Genomic DNA, 21,953 nt, shown 5'->3' on the forward strand with positions numbered 1-21,953 from the left:
AATGCGTTTCGGGGCGGCGACATTCGAATATGGAGAAGTTTGATCATGCAGTCCCAACAACCCGTTTTTGGTGGTCCGCTCGCACGCCGCAAATCGCATGGCGTCGAGATTCGCTGGGCTGACAACAGTGTTAAGGTCGGCGGCGGCGCACCGGTGCGCGTCCAGTCGATGACCAACACCGATACCGCGGACCCGATCGGGACCGCGATCCAGGTCAAAGAACTCGCGCAGGCCGGCTCCGAACTCGTGCGCATCACCGTGAACACGCCGGAGGCTGCCGCGGCCGTGCCGGCCGTGCGTGAACAGCTCGACCGCATGGGCGTGTCGGTGCCGCTCGTGGGCGACTTCCACTACAACGGCCATCTGCTGCTGCGCGACTATCCCGACTGCGCGCAGGCGCTCTCGAAATATCGGATCAATCCGGGCAATGTTGGGCAGGGCGCGAAGCGCGATACGCAGTTCGCGCAGATGATCGAGGCCGCGATCAAGTACGACAAGCCGGTGCGTATCGGCGTGAATTGGGGCAGCCTCGACCAGGACCTGCTCGCGCGCATGATGGACGAGAACGGCCAACGCGCGCAGCCGTGGGAAGCGTCGAGTGTGATGTACGAGGCGCTGATCCAGTCGGCCATCTCGTCAGCCGAACGTGCGATGGAAATCGGCCTCGGCGCAGACCGCATCATCCTGTCCTGCAAAGTCAGCGGCGTGCAGGACCTGATCGCCGTCTATCGTGAGCTCGGACGCCGCTGCGATTTCGCGCTGCATCTCGGTCTGACCGAGGCGGGCATGGGTTCGAAGGGCATCGTCGCATCGACCGCGGCGCTGTCGGTGCTGCTCCAGGAAGGCATCGGCGACACGATCCGGATCTCGCTGACGCCGGAACCCGGCGGTGCACGGACCGGCGAAGTCATCGTCGGCCAGGAAATCCTGCAGACCATGGGCCTGCGCGCGTTCACGCCGATGGTGATTGCGTGCCCCGGTTGCGGCCGCACGACGAGCACGGTATTCCAGGAACTCGCCTCGAGCATCCAGGACTATCTGCGTTCGCAGATGCCGGTGTGGCGCACACAATATCCGCGGGTGGCCGATATGAACGTGGCCGTGATGGGCTGCATCGTCAACGGTCCCGGCGAATCGAAGCAGGCCAATATCGGCATCAGCCTGCCGGGATCGGGCGAGAACCCGGCCGCGCCGGTATTCATCGACGGCGTCAAGGTCACGACCCTGCGCGGCGAGCATATTTCCGAGGACTTCCAGAAAATCGTCAGCGACTACGTGGTGCGCACCTATGGTGCGCCGGCGGCCGAGAAGCTGGTTGATCAGCCTGCCTGAAGAAACTGCCCGCACAGACCACCTGAGTATTGCTCGGGCCATTGCCCGAGCTTCGCCTGAACCCCATTTGAGTCCCATGTCAGATCAGAAGAAGAAACTATCGAAGCTCTCCGGCGTCAAGGGGATGAACGACATCCTCCCGTCGGAATCGGTGCTTTGGGAATTCCTCGAGAGCACCGTGCGCTCCATGCTGCGCGCTTACGGCTATCAGAACATCCGCACGCCGATCGTCGAGCACACGCAGCTTTTCACGCGCGGCATCGGCGAAGTGACCGATATCGTCGAGAAGGAGATGTACAGCTTCACCGATTCGCTCAACGGCGAAAACCTGACGCTGCGACCCGAGAACACCGCGGCTGTGGTCCGTGCGACGATCGAACACAATCTGCTTTACGACGGCCCGAAGCGGCTCTGGTACACGGGCCCCATGTTCCGGCACGAGAGGCCGCAACGCGGCCGCTACCGCCAGTTCCATCAGGTGGGTGTCGAGGCGCTCGGCTTTGCCGGCCCGGATGCCGATGCCGAAATCATCCTGATGTGCCAGCGCCTTTGGGACGACCTCGGCCTGAGCGGCGTGCGCCTCGAGATCAATTCGCTCGGCGAGGCGCCTGAGCGCGCCGCGCACCGCAAGGAACTGATCGCGTATCTCGAACAATTCCAGGACAAACTCGACGAGGACAGCAAGCGGCGTCTCTACACGAACCCGCTGCGCGTGCTCGATACGAAGAATCCGGAGCTCCAGGAAATTGCCGGTAATGCGCCGAAGCTCATCGATTTTCTGGGTGAAGCGTCGCTGGCTCACTTCAACGGCGTGCAGCAGCTGCTCAAGGCGAACAACATCCCGTTCACGATCAACCCGCGCCTCGTGCGCGGGCTCGACTACTACAACCTGACCGTGTTCGAATGGATTACCGATCGCCTTGGCGCGCAAGGTACGATCGCGGGCGGCGGGCGCTACGACCCGCTGGTCGAGCAGCTCGGCGGCAAACCCACGCCGGCCTGCGGCTGGGCGCTTGGCGTCGAGCGGATCATCGAACTGCTCAAGGAAAGCAAGCTGGGTCCCGAGCCTGAAGGCTGCGATGTCTATGTGGTCCACCAGGGTGACAAGGCGCGCGTGCAGGCGCTGATCTCGGCCGAACGGATGCGCGACGCCGGTCTCGATGTGGTATTTCATTGCAGCCCGGATGGGGCGACCGCAAGCTTCAAGTCACAGATGAAGCGCGCCGATGCCAGTGGGGCTGCCTATGCGGTTATCATTGGCGACCGCGAAGTGGAGGCCGGCGTGGTGGGTGTGAAGCCGCTGCGCGGGATGGCGGCCGAGGGGCAGGGCGGGGACCAGACTGAAAAACAGGCCGAGGTGCCGACCGAGCAGCTGACCGAATTTCTGATCGACGCGATGGTCGCCACCGTGGATGACGGTGAGTGACATCGCGCGGTACCAATAAGACCGACACGGGAAGTTGCGTATGAGTTATCACGAAGAGCAGGAAACACTGGACGAGCTGAAGGCGTGGTGGGCTCGCTGGGGCAATGGGATTACGTGGGTCGTGCTGATCGTGCTGGTGATCGCGGCGGGCTACAACGGCTGGAATTTCTGGCAGCGCAAGCAGACGGGCAAGGCAGCCGAACTTTACGAGACGGTGCAGCAAACGCTTACCGGCGGCGACAAGGACCGGATCGCCCAGGTCGCGAAACGCATGGAAGACGACTACGGCCGCTCGCCTTATGCGCAGATGACCGCGCTGCAGGCCGCCAAGGTCCTGTATCTGGCCTCTGACACGGCGGCCGCGAAGGCGCAGCTCCAGTGGACCATCGATCATGCGAAGGACGACGAATATCGCCAGATCGCGCGGCTTCGCCTCGCCGGTGTGCTGCTCGACGAGAAGTCATATGACGCGGGGCTGAAGCTGCTGGCCGACGATCCCCCGGCAGCGTTCAAGGGCCTGTTTGCGGATCGCCGCGGCGACCTGTTGGCGGCGCAGGGCAAGCACGACGATGCGCGTGCGGCATACAAGTTGGCACTGGCCTCGGCCGGCGACGCCGACTCGGGCCAGAAGCAATTGATCCAGTTCAAGCTCGACGCGCTCGGCGGTTGAAGCGGCGTACGGCATGCAGCTCACGGGCGCGCTCGCGCGCCCGATTCGTTTCCCGATAATTCAAGGGCTTCTTAAAAGAATGCGTTACCCAACGAAGGTTTCGATCGCGCGTGCCGCGCATTGGCTTGGCAATGCAGTGGCGATGGTATCGCTCGCCTCGGTGCTTGCCGCTTGCGGCGGAAAACCGGATCCACGCCGCCAGCCCACTCCGCTCACCGAATTCAAGCCCTCTCTTGAGCTCAAGCGCGTCTGGACATCGAGCGTTGGCAAGGGCGGACGATACCTGTTCCAGCCGATCGCAATCGGCACGAATGTCTACGCTGCCGGCGCGAATGGCAGCGTGATGAAGATCGACGCGACGAGCGGCAAGACCGTCTGGTCGATCAAGATCGACGACGACCTGTCCGCGGGTGTCGGCAGCGATGGCACGCTGACCGCCGTGGGCGCGCTCAACGGCACGGTCTATGTGCTTGGCGCGGACGGCAAGCAGCTCTGGAAGGCCAATGCGAGCGGCGAGATCGTCACGCCGCCGCTGGTCGGCAACGGTTTCGTACTGGTCCGGACGATCGACGGCCGGATCACCGCGTTCAACGCCGATACGGGCGAGCAGAAGTGGAGCTTCCGCAACCGCGCCGTGCCGCTGAACCTGCGCACGACGGTCGGCATGATCTTCGCGACAGCGGACGCGGTGCTTGCGGGCTTCCCGGGTGGCTCGATGGCCGCGATCAACTTGAAGACTGGCGATGCGTACTGGCAGACGCCGGTGTCGTATCCGTCGGGTGTCACGGAAGTCGAGCGGATCAACGACGTCGCGGGCGCGCCGACCCTGGTCGGCCGTGAAACCTGCGCGGTCACGTTCCAGGGCCGCATCGGCTGCTTTGAAGCTGAAACCGGCCGGCCGGTCTGGGAGCAGCCGTTCTCGAGCTACGGCGGCCTCGCGGCGGACGCGACGGCGGTGGTGTCGACCAACGACTGGTCCGAAGTGTCGCTCTATGATGCGGCAACTGGCCAGCGCGTCTGGCAGAACTCGGGGCTCAAGAGCCGCACCGTCACGACGCCGACGATCGTCGGCCACGCGATCGTGGTCGGCGATGGCGAAGGCTACCTGCATTTCCTCGCCCGCGACACCGGCGCATTCGTCGCCCGCGAGAAGACCAATAGCAGCGGGATCAGCGCACCGGCCGTCGTGGCCGGCGATACCGTCGTCGTGCAGGCGCACGATGGCGATATCTACGCGTATCGTCCCCAGTAACACCGCGGTCCGCGGCACTCCGGCCCTCGCCGGATCGGTTGCAGGCGGATGACGATGCGATGACGGCGACGCCCGGCTACGGGCTCAGCGCCTTGTCATCCTTACGGACCGCGCCATGAACCGCACCCATGCGGCCGGCTTCGAGGCCGGCCGCATGTGCTTTTCGACAGTGAAAATATGAAACCCGTAATCGCCCTTGTCGGGCGCCCGAATGTCGGCAAATCGACTCTGTTCAACCGTCTGACCCGCACGCGCGACGCCCTCGTCGCCGATCTGCCGGGCCTGACCCGCGACCGCCACTATGGTGAAGGCCGTGTCGGCCTGCGTCCCTATCTGGTGGTCGACACGGGCGGGTTCGAGCCCGTGGCGAAGGACGGCATTCTTCACGAGATGGCGCGCCAGACCCGCCAGGCTGTCGAGGAATCCGACGTCATCGTATTCATCGTCGACGGCCGCCATGGCCTCGCACCGCAGGACGCGGCGATCGCCGACTACCTGCGCAAGGCCGGTCGGCCGATCGTGCTGGTCGTCAACAAGGCCGAGGGCATGCGCTATAGCGCGGTCGCGGCCGACTTCTACGAGCTCGGCCTCGGCGATCCGCGCGCGATCTCGGCCGCGCACGGCGACGGCGTTGCCGAAACGATCGACGATGCCCTCGCGATCGCCTATGCGGGCCGTCCCGAAGAAGAGGACGAACTCGAAAACCTGCGCGGCACCAAGATCGCGATCGTCGGCCGGCCGAATGTCGGCAAGTCGACGCTCGTCAACACGCTGATCGGTGAAGAGCGTGTGATCGCGTTCGATATGCCCGGCACCACGCGCGATTCGATCCACGTCGAGTTCGAGCGCCAGGGCCGTCCGTACACCCTGATCGATACGGCCGGCCTGCGCCGCCGCGGCAAGGTGTTCGAGGCGGTCGAAAAGTTCTCGGTGGTCAAGACGCTGCAGTCGATCTCGGATGCGAACGTCGTGATCCTGCTGCTCGACGCGCGTCAGGACGTCAGCGAACAGGACGCGCATATCGCGGGCTTCGTCGTCGAGCAGGGCCGGGCGCTCGTGGTTGGTGTGAACAAATGGGACGGCCTCGATCCGCACGTGCGCGACCGGATCAAGCACGATCTCGAACGCAAGCTCAAGTTCCTCGATTTCGCGAAGTTCCATTTCATCTCGGCGACCGAGAACACCGGGATCGGCGCGTTGATGCGTTCGGTGGACGAGGCCTATGCGGCGGCCATGGCGAAGCTTCCTACTCCGAAACTCACGCGTGTACTCATCGAAGCGGTCGAATTCCAGCAGCCGCGGCGCAAGGGTCCGGTACGCCCCAAGCTCCGGTACGCGCACCAGGGCGGGCAAAATCCACCGATCATCGTGGTGCACGGCAACGCCCTCGACGCGATCACCGATTCGTACCGACGTTATCTTGAAGGGCGTTTCCGTGAAACTTTCGGGCTCACCGGCACTCCATTGCGCATAGAGTTCCGATCGAGCAAGAACCCCTACGCGGACAAGGACTGAACGACTCCGCACTGGCCCCTGAAAGGCAGCGCAAGGCCGCCCCCTGACGGGTGTCCGACGCTGCCGTGACCGGCCGGCCATGGCGTAGGGGGACTGGGAAAATCGGCTATAGTGTCAGTTGGGCCGGATTTCTTTTTCTTCGTCCCGTGTTTATTTCAACCCGCAAAAAACAAAACGGAGCCTGCTATGAGCAACAAAGGGCAACTACTACAAGACCCGTTCCTGAACGCACTGCGCAAAGAACATGTGCCCGTGTCGATTTACCTTGTGAATGGCATCAAGCTGCAAGGCAACATCGAATCGTTCGACCAGTACGTCGTTCTGCTCCGCAATACCGTGACCCAGATGGTTTACAAGCATGCGATCTCGACGGTAGTGCCGGCTCGTCCGGTCAATTTCCATCCGGACGCCGAAACGACCTGAGGCACGCGGCTCCCCCTGCCGCGCGTCGGGCTGCGATGCGACACTGTTCGTGGCAAGACGCCGGCTTTTGACAACAGACACCGAACCTTTGACCACACACGCAGCACTCGTCAGTATCGACTTCGGCAAGCTCGATTTCGAGGCAAGTCTCGAAGAACTCAGCTTGCTCGCAAAGAGCGCGGGAGCGGACGTCGCCTTCACGCTGACTGGTCGCCGTGCCAGTCCCGACCCGAAGATGTACATCGGCAGCGGCAAGGCTGAGGAACTCCGGCTTGCCGTCGAAGCCAACGAGGTCGAACTCGTCATCTTCAATCATTCTTTGACCCCGGGCCAGCAGCGCAATCTCGAAGGCGCGCTCAAGTGCCGCGTGATCGACCGCACGAGCCTGATCCTCGACATCTTCGCGCAGCGCGCGCGTAGCCATGAAGGCAAGCTGCAGGTCGAGCTCGCTCAGTTGACCTATCTGTCGACGCGCCTCGTGCGCGCATGGACTCACCTTGAGCGCCAGAAGGGGGGTATCGGTTTGCGCGGGCCGGGTGAAACCCAGCTCGAAACCGACCGCCGGTTGATCGGGGACAAGATCAAGCAACTCAAGATCCGGCTCGACCGGTTGCGTCGCCAGCACGGCACGCAGCGCCGCCAGCGCGAACGCAACAAGACGTTTTCCGTCTCGCTCGTCGGCTATACGAACGCGGGCAAGTCGACGTTGTTCAATGCGCTGACCAAGGCCAATGTGTACGCGGCGGACCAGCTGTTCGCCACGCTCGATACCACGGCGCGGCGCGTCTACGTCGGCGAGGAAGCGGGCCATATGATCCTGTCCGATACGGTCGGCTTCATTCGCGAGCTGCCTCACCAGCTGGTCGCGGCGTTTCGCGCGACACTCGAGGAAACGGTTCATGCGGACCTGCTCGTGCATGTCGTCGACGCATCGAGCCCCGTGAAGCTCGACCAGATCGAACAGGTCGACGTCGTGCTCAAGGAGATCGGCGCCCTCGATGTCCCGCAGATTTTCGTGTGGAACAAGATCGATGCGGTGCCAGAACTGGCGGGGCGCGGCGGGGAAATCGAGCGGGATGAGTATGGTAAGATCGTGCGCGTTTTTTTGAGCGCTCGCGATGGTGTCGGACTCGACGCACTGCGAGCCGCGATCACGGAACTGATCAAGGCACCGCAAGGTACGCACGATCTCGACGGCTTGCCGGCGATCGACGCGGACCGTTATGAGCCGATCCAGGAGCACGGCGCCTGAGGGTGCCGAGGGTTCAATGTGCTCGATATGCCCGATGGACGAGGGCACCCCTTTCGATGCGGGAAAACCGGCAGCTAATGTTGAAGAACGACCAACGCAAGAGGTGGCTGCGAGTGCCTGATGATTCGTTGAATGCGACGCTGAGTTTAGCCGTGCCTTCAGCGGTGCCGGCTGCAAAGCCGGCCATGAGACTGGTGGCCTGGGCCATGGCCATGCTCGCCATGAACGACCCGCGCGGCGGTGGCGGTGGCGGCGGCCCGGGTGGACCGGGCTCGCGTGGGCCGCAGGGCGGCCCGCCCGATCTCGACGAGTTGTGGCGCGACTTCAACCGGCGCCTCTCGAGGCTTTTCAGCGGCAAGGGTAACGGCAGCGGCGCTCCGCAGCGGCCGAGTCATGCGCGGCGCAATTTGTCGCTGATCGTGGTCGGAGTGCTGATCGCGGTATGGATCGGCAACGGTGTGTTCGTCGTGCCCGATGGCCAGGCCGGTGTCGTGCTGCGTTTCGGCCAGTATCAGAATACGGTGCCCGCGGGTGTCCAGTGGCATCTGCCGTTTCCGATCGAATCGGATGAGATCGTGAATGTCACCGAGGTGCGTTCGGTCGATATCGGCCGCCTCAACGTGGTGCCCGGCACGAATATGAAAGACGCGTCGATGCTGACCCGCGACGGTGATATCGTCGATGTCCGCTTCACGGTCCAGTTCCGTGTCTCGGATGCGAAGGACTTCCTGTTCAACAATGTCGATCCCGAAAGCGCGGTCACGCAGGCCGCGCAGGTTGCCGCGCGCGAACTTGTCGGCAAGCGTCCGCTGACCGATGTGCTCGGCGCGAACCGCGCTGAACTTGCCACGCAGCTCAATGCCGCGATCCAGGCGAGTCTCGATCGCTACAAGACCGGCATCGCGCTGGTCGGCGTGACCGTCCAGAGTACCCAGCCGCCCGAACAGGTGCAGGCTGCGTTCGCCGATGCGGCAAAGGCCGCGCAGGACAGCGACAAGGTCCAGGCCGATGCACGTGTGTATGCCAACTCGATCCTGCCGGGCGCGCTCGGCGATGCAGCCAAGACGATCGAACAGGCGGAAGGCTACAAGCAACGCGTCGTGACCGAGGCACAGGGCAATGCCGATCGCTTCACGCGGGTGCTGGCCGAATATCAGAAGGCGCCCGCTGTCACGCGCGAACGGATGTATATCGAGACGATGCAGCAGATCTATACGAATGCAACGAAGGTGCTGATCGACAGCAAGGGCGGCAACACGGTTTATCTGCCGCTCGACAAGCTACTCGCGCAGAACGGTGTCGGCCCGAAGGCGGACGCGGCACCAGGTGCAGCCGCACCAGCCGCGGTTGCGCCCCCAGCGGTGACACCGGGAGCCGGCGCGAGCGCGCCGGCGAGCAACGTCCCCGCCGGTGCCAGCACCGGTGCCAATGCGGGCGCAAGCGACGCTGGCAATGCAGCGAATTCCGCGGCAAGCCCGGCGATATCCTCTTCGGGCGACCCGGCCGTCACCGTGGTGCCGGACGCCGCGTCGGCGGCCGCACCGGCCAGCAACGCGTCGTCGGGTGATGACCGTGCGCAACTGTTTCGCAGCCGCGAAGACAGTAAAGATATCCGCTAGGGGCCTGCGATGAACCGTATCGTCGCATTGATCGTGGCGCTGATCGTGCTGTTGCTGGTGGGATCGTCGACGTTGTTCACGGTCGACCAGCGCAAGTTTGCCGTCATCGTCTCCGGGGGGCAGGTCGCGCAGGTGATCGACCAGCCTGGCCTGCATGTGAAGGCGCCGCCGCCGTTCCAGTCGGTCGTGCTGCTCGACCGCCGGGTACAGACGGTCGATAACCCCGATGGCGATCGTTTCACGACAGCCGACAAGAAGACCCTGCTGGCCGACGTGATCGTCAAATGGCGCATCGTCGAACCGAGGCTGTTCATGACCGCATTCGGCACGGACCTGTCGGTCGGTCCCGAGCGGATCGCGGAGAAGGTTCGTGCTGCACTCGCGGCCGGCATCGGGCAGCAGCCGATGTCCGGTCTCGTCGATGCGCAGCGCAACCCGACCCTCGACAACGCGCGAGTGAGTGCCGCCGCGGTGCTCGCTGCGTCGGGCGTCGAACTCGTCGATGTCCGTTTCGAGCGGCTCGACCTGCTCGCCGAGGAAAGCGACGCGACGTACCACCGCATGGAGACTGCGAGTCACCAGCTGGCGCAGCAGATCCGCGGAGGGGGGCTGGCCGCGGCCGAGCAGGTGCATGCCGATGCCGACCGCCAGCGCGATAATATCGTGTCCGACGCGTTCCGCCAGGCGCAGACGCTCAGGGGCGAAGGCGACGCGCAGGCGGCCTCGATCTATGCCGAAGCGTATGGCCGCGATCCCCAGTTCTATTCGTTCTACCGCAGCCTAGAGGCCTACCGTGCAAGCTTCGCGAACCCGCGCGACGTGATCGTGGTCGATCCGTCGAACGCGTTCTTCCGCTTCATGCGCGATCCCGCCGGCGCGCTTGCGGCACCAGCCGACGCCGAGCCGCGCGGCAAACAACATTGAGCGACTTCCATCGTGAGCATGCTCGAATCCCTGGGGGCCGCGTTTGCTTTGATGTTAGTTCTCGAAGGTATTCTGCCGTTCGTCGCACCTGACGCGTGGCGCAATACCTTCCGCAAGATTGCGGAAATGCCGCCGCACCGGATCCGGATCGGCGGCCTGATTTCGATGGTACTGGGGCTTATCCTGCTCCTCGTGATCCTGGGTTAGCACGGCCCGTCGCCGCGAGCGGCCGGCCTTCGATGACCGCTCATGGACCGTCGCGTCGCCGCTGCAACCCTATGACCGCCGCTGCACGACGTCCTGTGCATTGGCCCTGTACCGGCTACGTACCGTAGACCACCTTTCGCCAAGATTAAGATGACTGCCCAGATGTCCACCTGGCTCCTGCCCGAAAACATCGCCGACGTGTTGCCGTCCGAGGCGCGCAAGCTCGAGGAACTGCGCCGCCGCGTCCTCGACCGCTTCCGCTCGTACGGCTATGAACTCGTGATGCCGCCGCTGCTCGAGTACCTCGAATCCCTGCTGACCGGCTCGGGCTCGGACCTCGACCTGCGCACCTTCAAGCTCGTCGACCAACTGTCGGGTCGCTCGATGGGCCTGCGCGCCGACATCACACCGCAGGTTTCGCGCATCGACGCGCATCTGCTGAATCGCGAGGGTGTCACGCGGCTCTGCTATGCGGGCAGTGTGCTGCAAACCCGTCCGCGCGGCATGCACGCCACACGTGAGCCCTATCAGATCGGTGCGGAGATCTATGGTCATGCGGGTCTCGAGGCGGACGTCGAAATCCAGCAACTGATGGTCGATACGCTTGCGCTCATCGGCCTGAGCGAGGTGCGTCTCGATCTGTGCCACGCGGGCGTGCTTGCCGCGCTGCTATCCGACCTGCCGGATGCCGAAGAACGTGAATATCCCTTGTTCGCCGCACTCGCGGGCAAGGACGTCGCGCTCGTGCGCGAGCTCGCCGCCGATCTGCCGGCCGCGACGCGCGCAGCGCTGGTCGCGCTGCCGACGCTGTATGGCGACGTCTCGGTGATCGAGCGCGCACGCGCGCTGCTGCCCGCTACGCCGGCCATCGGTCGCGCACTCGACGAACTCGCGTTTCTCGCCGCGCAGGTCGGCGGCGTCGACGTGGCGATCGATCTGGCCGACCTGCGCGGCTACCAGTATCACAGCGGCGTGATGTTCGCGGCCTATGTCGAGGGTGTGCCGAACGCGATCGCGCGTGGCGGACGCTACGACCATATCGGCGAACTCTATGGCCGGGCACGCGCGGCGACGGGCTTTTCGCTGGACCTGCGCGAAGTCGTGCGGATCTCGCCGCTCGAGGCGCGCAGCAGTGCGATCCTCGCGCCGTGGACGCACGACGCCGCCTTGCGCGAGCAGGTCGCGGCGCTGCGCAACGCCGGCGAGGTCGTGATTCAAGCATTGCCGGGCCACGAGCATACGGTTGACGAATTCGATTTCGATCGTGTGCTCGTCGAGCGCAATGGTATCTGGCAGGTCGAGGCACGCTAGCCACGTCCGAGTCGATTTGGCAAGACTGAGGACCCGCATTTCTCGGAGCATCTGAAAGGACTTCGGAAATGTCGGGAGTATGTTTCAACACAGGTAAAATGCGTTTTTAACCCGTTTAATGAACAACATGTCTGGCAACGCAGTGAAAGAGGGGCGCAACGTTGTTGTCGTCGGTACCCAGTGGGGTGACGAAGGCAAGGGCAAGATCGTCGACTGGCTGACCGATCACGCACAAGGCGTGGTCCGTTTCCAGGGTGGCCACAATGCCGGTCACACACTGATCATCGGCGGCAAGAAGACGATTCTCCGGCTGATCCCCTCGGGCATCATGCGCGAAGGCGTGAAGTGCTATATCGGCAATGGCGTCGTGCTGTCGCCCGAGGCACTGTTCAAGGAAATCGGCGAACTCGAGACGGCGGGCGTCGACGTACGCAGCCGCTTGCTGATCTCCGAGGCGACATCGCTGATCCTGCCGTATCACGTTGCGATCGACCAGGCGCGCGAGCGACGCCGCGGCGCCGACAAGATCGGCACGACCGGGCGCGGCATCGGTCCCGCGTATGAAGACAAGATCGGCCGCCGCGGTCTGCGCGTGCAGGATCTGTTCGATCCGAAGTGCTTCGCCGACCGCCTGCGCGAGACCCTCGATTTCCACAATTTCGTGTTGACCGGCTATCTCGGCGCCGAAGCGCTCGACTTCCAGCAGACGCTCGACGCGATGCTCGGCTATGCGGAGCAGCTCGCTCCGATGGTCGGCGACGTATCGGCGACGCTCTACGCGGAAAACCGCGCAGGCAAGAACCTGTTGTTCGAAGGTGCGCAGGGCACTCTGCTCGATATCGATCACGGTACCTATCCGTTCGTCACGAGCAGCAATTGCGTGGCCGGTGCGGCCACCGCGGGCGCGGGCGTCGGTCCGCAGCAGCTCCACTACATTCTGGGCATCACGAAGGCCTACTGCACGCGTGTCGGCGCGGGCCCGTTCCCGAGCGAACTCTACGACGCCGACAATCCGCAGCGCCAGGACCCGGTCGGCCTGAATCTCGCGACGGTCGGCAAGGAATTCGGTTCGGTGACCGGCCGGCCGCGCCGCACGGGCTGGCTCGATGCGGCCGCGCTCAAGCGTTCGCTGCAGATCAATGGGATCTCGGGCCTTTGCATCACCAAGCTCGACGTGCTCGACGGACTCGCCGAGGTCAAGCTCTGCGTCGGCTACAAGGTCGGGGGCAAGGACGTCGACATCCTGCCGTCGGGCGCGGTGTCGGTCGCGCGCTGCGAGCCGGTCTACGAAACGTTTGAAGGATGGAAGGAAAGCACGGTCGGCGTCAGCGAGTGGGACAAGCTGCCGGCGAATGCGCGTGCGTACCTGGAGCGCGTCGAGGAAGTCGCGGGTGTGCCGGTCGACATGGTTTCGACGGGCCCCGACCGCGACGAGACGATCCTGCGCCAGCATCCGTTCAAGTCCTGACCCGTTTCGTGAGAATTCAGACCATGTCCTTGCCGAAGAACGACGATCAGAATCTCTGGGTTAGCTGGGAAGACTATCATCGGCTCGTCGAACAGCTTGCGCTGACCGTTCACGAGTCAAAGTGGAAATTCGACAAGATCCTGTGCCTCGCGCGTGGCGGCCTGCGCGTGGGCGACCAGCTCTCGCGGATCTTCGACCTGCCGCTCGCGATCCTCGCGACAAGTTCGTATCGCGAGGCGGCCGGCACGGAGCGCGGCGAGCTCGATATCGCGCAGTACATCACGATCACGCGAGGCGAACTCCATGGCAATGTGCTGCTCGTCGACGATCTCGTCGATTCGGGCGTCACGCTCGCGCGCGTCCAACAGCATCTGGGCGAGCGTTACCCGGCGATTACGGCCGTGCGCTCGGCCGTGCTCTGGTACAAGGCCTGCTCATCGGTCACGCCCGACTATTACGTCGAGCACCTGCCGACCAATCCCTGGATTCATCAGCCGTTCGAGGAATGGGATACCTTGCGCCCGCATAATCTGTCTGCTTGGCTCAAGCGCGGCAGTTCGAACCCAGTCGCCGGCGCGTCTGCGGTGTCGGGAATTTCTGGTGTTGTTTCGGGCGAAGCCTGAGCCTGAGCCCGGGCCGCGTATGCGGCCGCAGTGCGGGCAGTACAATAGTGCGCACCGTGAGCCCGCACGCCACGGCCTGCGAGTTTCCGTGCCTACCCCGATCTAAATGGCCGACCCAGCGTTTTCATGAGCCACACTATCGACGTGCACTACCCGGTGCGCAAACAGGCCCTGGCACCGCTGATGGCGGCCGCCATCGGCGTTGTTTTCGGCGATATCGGTACGAGCCCGCTGTACGCGCTCAAGGAAGCCTTCAGCCCCGCGCACGGCGTGCCGCTCGGTCCCAATTCGATCCTCGGGGTGATCTCGCTATTGTTCTGGGCGATCGTCGTGGTGGTGTCGCTCAAATATGTCATGTTCGTGATGCGCGCGGACAACAACGGCGAGGGCGGGGTGCTCGCGCTGATGGCGATGGCGATCCGGCCCTTCGACCGGACCTCGACCCTCGCTCACGTGCTGATCGGGCTCGGCGTGTTCGGCGCGTGCATGTTCTACGGCGACGCGGTGATCACGCCGGCGATCTCGGTGATGTCGGCCGTCGAGGGGCTCGAGATCGCGGCACCGCGTCTCACCCCGTACGTCGTGCCGATCACGATCGTGATCCTGATCTGCTTGTTCTACATCCAGCGCCGCGGCACCGATTCGGTCGGCCGCCTGTTCGGGCCGATCATGGTGCTCTGGTTTCTCGTGCTCGCGGTGATGGGGGCCTCCCACATCGTTCAGGAACCGCGCATCATCGCCGCGCTCAATCCGTACTACGCCTATGAGTTCATGGCGATGCACGTGCTTCAGGCCTACGTGGTGATGGGCTCGGTGTTTCTCGTGCTGACGGGGGCCGAAGCGCTCTACGCCGACATGGGCCACTTCGGCGCGAAGCCGATCCGCTGGGCCTGGTACGGCCTCGTCATGCCCTCGCTGGTGCTCAACTACTTTGGGCAGGGCGCGCTGCTGCTCAATAACCCGCACGCGATCGAGAATCCGTTCTACCTGATGGCGCCCAATTGGGCGCTGTTGCCGCTCGTTATTCTCGCGACGGTCGCCACCGTGATCGCCTCGCAGGCCGTGATCTCGGGCGCGTTCTCGCTGACGGCCCAGGCAATCCAGCTCGGCTATGTGCCGCGCATGAAGATCACGCATACCTCGGCAGCGGCGATCGGGCAGATTTATATTCCGGTGGTCAACTGGATGCTGCTGTTCATCATCCTGTGCGTCGTGATGGGTTTCCGGTCGTCGGACAATCTGGCCGCGGCCTACGGGATCGCCGTCACGACGACGATGATCATCACGACCGTGCTCGTCGCCTATGTGATGAGCGGTGTCTGGAAATGGCGCAGGGCGGTCGTGATGCCGATCATCCTTGCCTTCCTGACGGTCGATCTGGCGTTCTTCGGCGCGAACCTGCTCAAGGTGGCCGAGGGCGGCTGGCTGCCGCTGACGATCGGGGCGGTCCTGTTTTTCCTGTTGATGACCTGGTCCAAGGGCCGGCATATCGTGCGCGACCGTACGGCGGCCGATGGTATTCCGCTCGAGCCGTTTCTCGAAAGCCTGCTTGCGCATCCGCCGCACCGTGTCACCGGCACCGCGATCTACCTGACCGGCAGCGACACGCTCGTCCCCGTGAGCCTGCTGCACAACCTCAAGCACAACAAGGTGCTGCACGAGGTGACGATCTTCATGAACTTCCAGACGCTCGACGTCCCGTATGTCGAAGGGCCAAGCCGTCTCGAGACCCGCGACCTGACTGGCGGCGTCTATGCGGTGAAAGCGACGTTCGGCTTCAACGAGACACCGGATGTGCAGACAGTCCTGAGGATGATCGAGGATCGCCACGACATCTCGTTCGAGTTGATGGATACCTCGTTCTTCCTCGCGCGTGAAACCGTGGTGCCGACCAAGCTGCCGGGCATGTCGGTCTGGCGCGAGCGGATCTTCGCTTGGATGCACCAGAACGCCGCGAAGCCGACGGACTTTTTCAGCATTCCAGCCAACCGGGTCGTCGAACTCGGCACGAAGATCGAGATTTAAGATTTAGCGAGGAGACAGCATGTCCATGTCGACACCGGCGGCGATGCCCGCGCGCGTCGATGGCACGAGCCGGGGCCGCATCATCTTTGCGAGCTTCATCGGCACGGCGATCGAGTTCTACGATTTCTATGTTTATGCGACAGCCGCCGCGCTCGTGATCGGTCCGGTGTTCTTCCCGCACAGTTCGCCAGCCGCGCAGGCCTTGTCCGCTTTTGTCACGTTCGGCATCGCGTTTATCGCCCGGCCGATCGGCGCTTTCCTGTTCGGCCATTTCGGCGACCGTATCGGCCGCAAGGCGACCCTCGTCGCTTCGCTGCTGATGATGGGCGTCTCGACAACCCTGATCGGTGTGTTGCCCGGTTACGCTTCGATCGGCGGTCTTGCCCCGGTATTGCTGTGCGTGCTGCGCTTCGGCCAGGGGATCGGTCTTGGCGGCGAGTGGGGCGGGGCCGCGCTGCTCGCGACCGAGAACGCACCCGAGGGCCGGCGCGGCTGGTTCGGCATGTTCCCGCAGCTCGGGCCGTCAGTCGGCTTCCTGTTGTCCAATGGACTGTTCTTCGGACTTGCGCTCGGCTTGTCGGATGCGGACTTCAGGAGTTGGGGCTGGCGCGTACCTTTCATCGTCAGTGCGGTACTCGTGGTGCTCGGGCTTTATGTCCGCCTGAAGATTTCCGAGACGCCCGCGTTTCGAGCGGCCATCGAGCGCCATGAGCGGGTTCGCATGCCGGTTGCCGTGCTGCTGCGCCAGCATTGGATGCCGGTCCTGCAAGGTTCGCTTGCGATGGTGGTCTGCTACACGCTGTTCTATATTTCGACCGTCTTCTCGCTGTCGTATGGAGTCGCAACGCTTCATTTCAGCCGGCAAAGCTTTCTCGGGCTGCTGTGCATCGCGGTGGTCTTCATGGCGATCGCGACGCCGATCGCGGCACTTGCGAGCGACCGGTTCGGACGAAAGCCGGTGCTCGTGGCGAGCAGTCTCGCGGCGATTCTGTCCGGCTTCACGATGTTGCCTTTGCTCGGCAGCGGCCGGATCGAACTGGTCGCGCTGTTCCTGATCATCGAACTGTTCCTGATGGGGGCGACCTTCGCGCCGATGGGCGCGTTGCTGCCGGAGCTGTTTCCGACCAATGTCCGCTACTCGGGCGCTGGGGTTGCCTATAACCTCGGCGGAATCCTCGGCGCCTCGATTGCCCCGTATATCGCGCAGCTGCTTGCGAACCGCGGCGGGCTTAGCTGGGTCGGCGGGTATGTCTCGGTGGCCGCCGTCATCAGCCTGCTCGGTGTCTTGTCGATGCGCGAGACGCGTGACGCGAGCCTGATGACGCAAGCAGGGAAGTAGGTCCGGAAGCTAGCCGGAACCGGCCGGAAAACAGGCTAAAAAACAAGCCGAAATAAAAACCCCGCGCTTTCTGAACTACCCCACGCTCAGGACAGGTGTCCAGCCGTTGGGGGGCGGTTCATCGAAACGCGGGGTTTTTTGTTGCGGATCCGGAGCGGCCCTCGCGCTCCGGGTATTTCGTGTTTGCCTGCGATTGCCGGCCTGATCGATTGCCTGAGTGCCCGCCTACCGCTTGAGCTTGGCAAACGCCGCAGCCATGGCGCTCTGCGTATCCACTTCGCGCTGTCGGGGTGCGTTTCCGCCCCGCGAGGCGCCGCCGCGCGAGTTGCCGCCAGCTCCATTGCCGGCGCCACCAGCGGCGTCGCGGCTGCCGCGCGGACCCGAAGCGGGCGCACCGGGCTCGTCGCCCAGACGCATCGTCAGTGCGATTCGCTGGCGCTTGACATCGACTTCGAGCACCTTGACCTGCACGACCTGTCCGGCCTTGACGACCTCGTGCGGATCCTTGATGAACTTGGTCGACATCGCCGACACGTGGACCAGGCCGTCCTGATGGACGCCTATATCGATAAACGCGCCGAATGCCGCAACATTGGTGACGACGCCTTCGAGCAGCATACCCGGCGACAGGTCGGACAGTTTTTCGACCCCGTCGCGGAAGGTTGCCGTCTTGAATTCCGGACGCGGATCGCGGCCCGGCTTCTCGAGTTCGGCCAGGATGTCGCGTACCGTGGGCAAGCCGAAGCGCTCGTCGACGAAATCGGAGGGCGTGAGCCCTTTCAACGTTTCACGATTGCCGATCAGCATACCCACATCCTTCTTGACGCGCGCGACGATCCGTTCGACGACCGGATAGGCTTCGGGGTGGACCGCCGAGCGGTCGAGCGGATTGTCCCCGCCGTTCACGCGCAGGAAGCCCGCCGCCTGCTCGAACGTCTTGTCGCCGAGGCGCGGCACCTTCTTGAGTTGTTCGCGGTTCGGGAATGCACCGTTCGCGTCGCGAAACTCGACGATGTTGCGCGCGAGCGTCGCGTTGAGCCCCGACACGCGTGCGAGCAACGCAACCGATGCCGTGTTCACATCGACGCCGACCGCGTTCACGCAATCCTCGACGACCGCATCGAGTGAGCGCGCGAGCTCACGCTGGTTAACATCGTGTTGATACTGGCCGACACCGATGGCCTTGGGCTCGATCTTCACGAGTTCGGCGAGCGGGTCCTGGAGCCGGCGCGCGATCGACACCGCACCACGCAGCGTCACGTCGAGATCCGGGAATTCCTTTGCCGCGAGTTCCGAAGCCGAATACACGGATGCGCCGGCTTCCGACACCACGATCTTCTGGAGCTTCAGATCTGGATGCTTCTGGATCAGCTCGCTCGCGAGCTTGTCGGTCTCGCGCGAGGCCGTGCCGTTGCCGATGCTGATGAGTTCGGCCTTCGTCGCCTGGGCGAGGCGCGCGAGCTTCGCGAGCGAGCCGTCCCAGTCGCGGCGCGGCTCGTGCGGGAAGATTGCATCGGTCGCGAGGACCTTGCCGGTCCGGTCGACGACCGCCACCTTGACGCCCGTGCGCAGGCCTGGATCGAGGCCGATCACGGCCTTCGGGCCGGCCGGAGCGGCCAGCAGCAGGTCCTTGAGATTGCGTGCGAAGACATGGATCGCATCCGATTCGGCCGTTTCGCGAAGCTGCGTGAGCAGATCGTTTTCGAGATGCGGCAGCACCTTGACGCGCCAGCACCAGCGGCACACGTCGCCGAGCCATTTGTCAGCGGCGCGGCCCTGCTGGCGGATGCCGAAATGCCCGGCGATGCGCAGTTCGCCCGGATGCGGGACCTGGGCGTCGAGCTCCTCGCCGAGGCCGAGCTTGACCACCATGATGCCCGCATTGCGGCCGCGGAACAGCGCGAGCGCGCGGTGCGAGGGCACGGTGCGTAGCGTTTCGGAGTAGTCGTAGTAGTCGCGGAATTTTTCGCCTTCCTCGAGCTCCTTGCCTTCGACGACCTTGGAGGTGACGATGCCGTCGCTCCACAGCCATTCGCGAAGCTTGCCGAGCAGTTCGGCGGTTTCGCCAAACTGCTCCGAGAGGATGTCGCGGGCGCCGTCGAGTGCCGCCTTGAGGTCGGCCACGCCCTTGTCGGTGTCGACGTACTTTGCGGCTTCGGTCTGGGGATCGAGCGTGGGGTCGGCGAGCAGGGCGTGGGCAAGTGGCTCGAGGCCGGCTTCGCGGGCGATCTGGGCACGTGTGCGGCGCTTCTGCTTGTAGGGCAGGTAGAGGTCTTCGAGCAACTGCTTGCTGTCCGCCGCGCCGATGGCCTCGGCCAGTGCATCGGTGAGCTTGCCCTGCTCGTGAATGCTCTGGAGGATCGCCGCGCGGCGTTCCTCGAGTTCGCGCAAATAGATCAGGCGCTCTTCGAGCGTTCGCAATTGCGTATCGTCTAGGTCGCCGGTCACTTCCTTGCGGTAGCGGGCGATAAACGGCACCGTGGCGCCTTCGTCGAGCAGTTCGACGGTGGCGGCTACCTGTCGCGGCTGGACCGCGAGTTCGGTGGCGATACGCTGGACGATCTTGAGTGCGACGTTTTCCGACATTGTTCTGGCATCGAGTCTCGGGAGCGGAGGATTGTGCCACAACGAGCGGCACGCCCAGCCGGATCGCTCGGGCCGGGCATCGCGCGCGATGCTAGAATTTCATCATGTTCAATCGACTGATTCCGAAGCCCGGCCGTGCATCTGCCGCGCTCGCCGCCTCCTCTGCCTCTACCCAATCCGGATTGATGCACGCCCTTGCTGTGGCCGTCGCAGCCGCATGGTTGTGTTGTGCGGCTGCTCCCGCGCGTGCCGCCGACGAAGCAAAGGCACCGCCCGAGGTGCTTGCACAGCCTGATGCGCCTGCGGACGGCGCGCCGGCGCCCGGCGACGACACCGACGACGCGCGCCAGAAACGGCTCAACGAGCTCGGGGCCGATCTCGACTACCGTTATGCGGTCGAGCAGCACAACTGCTACAGCACCTTCTTCGTCAACCATTGTCTCGAAAAGGCGCGCGACGCCATGCGCGAGGAGCGTGGGGTAATCCGCACCCAGCAGCTCGCACTCGACGACGAAGTCCGAGCCCAGCGCGCGGCCGATCGCAACCAGAAGGCTGCGCTCAAGCAGGCGCAGAATGAGGCCGAGGCACCGCAGCGCAGCGCGAACGAGGCGGCGAACCAGAAACAGTACGAGGAGCGTCAGCGCCAGCACGAGCTCGACCAGGCGGCACGCGCGAGCGAGGGGGCCCAGCGCGCGGCGAATGCGCCGAGCGACGCCCAGCAGGATGCGGAAATGCAGCGCAAACTGGATGCGGCACGTGCCCAAGGCGTGGCCGACGCGCAACAGCGCGCGGCGAACGCGGCAGCCTATGAACGGAAGCAGGCCGACTACCAGCGTCAGCTTCAGCAGACTCATGATCAGGCTGCCGCGGACGCACAGCAGCGCACACTGAACCAGCAGAAATACCAGCAGAAACAGACCGCCGCCGCGCAGCACAAGGCTGACGTCGAGCAGCGCCAGAAGCAGGCCGCCGAGAAGGCCGCCGAACAGCAGCGGCAGGATCAGGAGCAACAGCAACGATTGCTGAAGCAGCAGCAAGAGGATCAGCAGCGGCAGAATCAAGGTGCGCAGAAATAGCGGGAACGGCGACAAGAACAGCAACCGCAGCGTCGACAATTGGAATGCAGGTAGCAGGTAGCAGGTAGCAGGTAGCAGGTAGCAGGTAGCAGGTAGCAGGTAGCAGGTAGCAGGTAGCAGTCGCGATTGCGGTTGAAGTTGCAATAGCAATAGCGATAGCAACGGTAGCAGCAACGGTAGCAACACCCGGGCGCTGCGTCGCAGGGGCGCAGTCCGTCGGATGCAGGAGTCGACAGCAGGCCGCATCGGCGTGCGTAGCCAGGCCATGCAGGTGGGTATGCTGGGTGACAGTCTGATTGATCAGTTTGACAGCGGGGCCGCGGCGGCACGTGTCGCGGGTTCGCGGCAGGTTTTAACCGGAGGCGAGCATGGAAGTCACTCCCACGATCGACGCCAGCGCAGTGCGCGGACGTATCGCTGAACTGGAGGCCGAGCATCATGGCCTGAACGGATTGATTGGCAAGCTCGCGGAGATACCGGGGGTCAACGATTTCGAGCTCCAGCGGCTCAAGAAGCGCAAGCTCAAGGTCAAGGACACGATCATCCTGCTCAAATTGCAGCTCGAACCCGACGGCCACGCATAGCGGCTGAGCGGTTCGCCGGCGCAACGGACGCCGGGGAAAAGGGGCGCTGAACGGGGCTTCAAACGGAAGCACCAAGGGGCTCGTATGCCCGCTGCTTGGATATTCTGGTCGATTGGCCGGTTGATCTGCTGATCTGCTGGCCCGCTGGGGAAGCAGGGCAGGGAGCCAGGCGGCCAGGCAGGTCGGCGGGAAGTTAAGAAAGGTAAGTAGGTAGGCGGCCAAGCCCGCGGGCAAGGTAGGTAGGCAAGTAGGTAAGCGGCCAGGCCAGCAGGAAGGCAGGAAGGCAGGAAGGCAGGAAGGCAGGAAGGTGGCTGGGGTCGA

Annotated in this window: 18 protein-coding genes; 17 read left to right on the forward strand and 1 reads right to left on the reverse strand. The window is 64.0% G+C overall.

The window, feature by feature from the left end; genetic code table 11:
• Positions 1-45: 45 nt before the first annotated feature.
• The 15 genes from ispG to HV670_RS22160 all read left to right on the forward strand — a co-directional run bounded on the left by ispG (position 46) and on the right by HV670_RS22160 (position 17,386).
• The gene (gene ispG, locus HV670_RS22090) at positions 46-1,332 is read left to right on the forward strand and encodes a flavodoxin-dependent (E)-4-hydroxy-3-methylbut-2-enyl-diphosphate synthase (protein ID WP_175107085.1); all 1,287 of its coding nucleotides are present in this window, start codon (positions 46-48) and stop codon (positions 1,330-1,332) included.
• A gap of 76 nt (positions 1,333-1,408) precedes the next feature.
• A complete protein-coding gene (hisS, locus tag HV670_RS22095) occupies positions 1,409-2,758 on the forward strand; it encodes a histidine--tRNA ligase (protein WP_175107087.1) in 1,350 nt (449 codons plus the stop codon).
• 40 nt (positions 2,759-2,798) lie between these two features.
• A complete protein-coding gene (locus tag HV670_RS22100; RefSeq protein ID WP_175107089.1) occupies positions 2,799-3,428 on the forward strand; it encodes a YfgM family protein in 630 nt (209 codons plus the stop codon).
• A 142-nt stretch (positions 3,429-3,570) separates the two neighbouring features.
• Positions 3,571-4,680: an outer membrane protein assembly factor BamB gene (gene bamB, locus HV670_RS22105; protein ID WP_175107128.1), complete on the forward strand. Its 1,110-nt coding sequence runs from the start codon at positions 3,571-3,573 to the stop codon at positions 4,678-4,680.
• 177 nt (positions 4,681-4,857) lie between these two features.
• Complete coding sequence (der, locus tag HV670_RS22110) at positions 4,858-6,195, forward strand: ribosome biogenesis GTPase Der (RefSeq protein WP_175107091.1); 1,338 nt, start codon at positions 4,858-4,860, stop codon at positions 6,193-6,195.
• Positions 6,196-6,381: 186 nt separating this feature from the next.
• On the forward strand, positions 6,382-6,618 hold the full coding sequence (gene hfq / locus HV670_RS22115) for an RNA chaperone Hfq (RefSeq protein WP_020566297.1): 237 nt from the start codon (positions 6,382-6,384) through the stop codon (positions 6,616-6,618).
• Positions 6,619-6,706: 88 nt separating this feature from the next.
• Complete coding sequence (gene hflX / locus HV670_RS22120; RefSeq protein ID WP_175107093.1) at positions 6,707-7,870, forward strand: GTPase HflX; 1,164 nt, start codon at positions 6,707-6,709, stop codon at positions 7,868-7,870.
• Positions 7,871-8,055: 185 nt separating this feature from the next.
• Positions 8,056-9,489, forward strand: a complete 1,434-nt coding sequence (gene hflK / locus HV670_RS22125; RefSeq protein WP_175107095.1) for an FtsH protease activity modulator HflK — start codon at positions 8,056-8,058, stop codon at positions 9,487-9,489.
• A gap of 9 nt (positions 9,490-9,498) precedes the next feature.
• Positions 9,499-10,413, forward strand: a complete 915-nt coding sequence (gene hflC / locus HV670_RS22130; protein ID WP_175107097.1) for a protease modulator HflC — start codon at positions 9,499-9,501, stop codon at positions 10,411-10,413.
• Between the two features lie 18 nt (positions 10,414-10,431).
• Entirely contained in the window at positions 10,432-10,620 is a 189-nt protein-coding gene (locus HV670_RS22135; RefSeq protein ID WP_425511452.1) for a DUF2065 domain-containing protein, read from the forward strand.
• Between the two features lie 162 nt (positions 10,621-10,782).
• Positions 10,783-11,931, forward strand: a complete 1,149-nt coding sequence (locus tag HV670_RS22140) for an ATP phosphoribosyltransferase regulatory subunit (RefSeq protein WP_175107101.1) — start codon at positions 10,783-10,785, stop codon at positions 11,929-11,931.
• 127 nt (positions 11,932-12,058) lie between these two features.
• Positions 12,059-13,399, forward strand: coding sequence for an adenylosuccinate synthase (locus tag HV670_RS22145; RefSeq protein ID WP_175107103.1), 1,341 nt, complete (start codon positions 12,059-12,061; stop codon positions 13,397-13,399).
• A 23-nt stretch (positions 13,400-13,422) separates the two neighbouring features.
• The gene (locus HV670_RS22150) at positions 13,423-14,022 is read left to right on the forward strand and encodes a phosphoribosyltransferase (RefSeq protein ID WP_175107105.1); all 600 of its coding nucleotides are present in this window, start codon (positions 13,423-13,425) and stop codon (positions 14,020-14,022) included.
• 126 nt (positions 14,023-14,148) lie between these two features.
• Entirely contained in the window at positions 14,149-16,047 is a 1,899-nt protein-coding gene (locus tag HV670_RS22155) for a potassium transporter Kup (RefSeq protein ID WP_175107108.1), read from the forward strand.
• A gap of 19 nt (positions 16,048-16,066) precedes the next feature.
• Complete coding sequence (locus HV670_RS22160; protein WP_175107110.1) at positions 16,067-17,386, forward strand: MFS transporter; 1,320 nt, start codon at positions 16,067-16,069, stop codon at positions 17,384-17,386.
• A gap of 225 nt (positions 17,387-17,611) precedes the next feature.
• Here the strand turns inward: HV670_RS22160 and HV670_RS22165 are convergent, their stop codons facing one another.
• Entirely contained in the window at positions 17,612-19,972 is a 2,361-nt protein-coding gene (locus tag HV670_RS22165) for a Tex family protein (RefSeq protein WP_175107112.1), read from the reverse strand.
• Between the two features lie 104 nt (positions 19,973-20,076).
• Here HV670_RS22165 and HV670_RS22170 point away from each other — a divergent pair, with 104 nt between their 5' ends.
• Both HV670_RS22170 and HV670_RS22175 read left to right on the forward strand, forming a co-directional pair.
• A complete protein-coding gene (locus HV670_RS22170; protein ID WP_175107114.1) occupies positions 20,077-21,048 on the forward strand; it encodes a colicin transporter in 972 nt (323 codons plus the stop codon).
• Positions 21,049-21,416: 368 nt separating this feature from the next.
• Complete coding sequence (locus tag HV670_RS22175; RefSeq protein ID WP_175107116.1) at positions 21,417-21,632, forward strand: DUF465 domain-containing protein; 216 nt, start codon at positions 21,417-21,419, stop codon at positions 21,630-21,632.
• Positions 21,633-21,953: the final 321 nt, after the last annotated feature.

The organism is Pararobbsia alpina (assembly GCF_902859895.1).
Taxonomy (GTDB): domain Bacteria; phylum Pseudomonadota; class Gammaproteobacteria; order Burkholderiales; family Burkholderiaceae; genus Pararobbsia; species Pararobbsia alpina.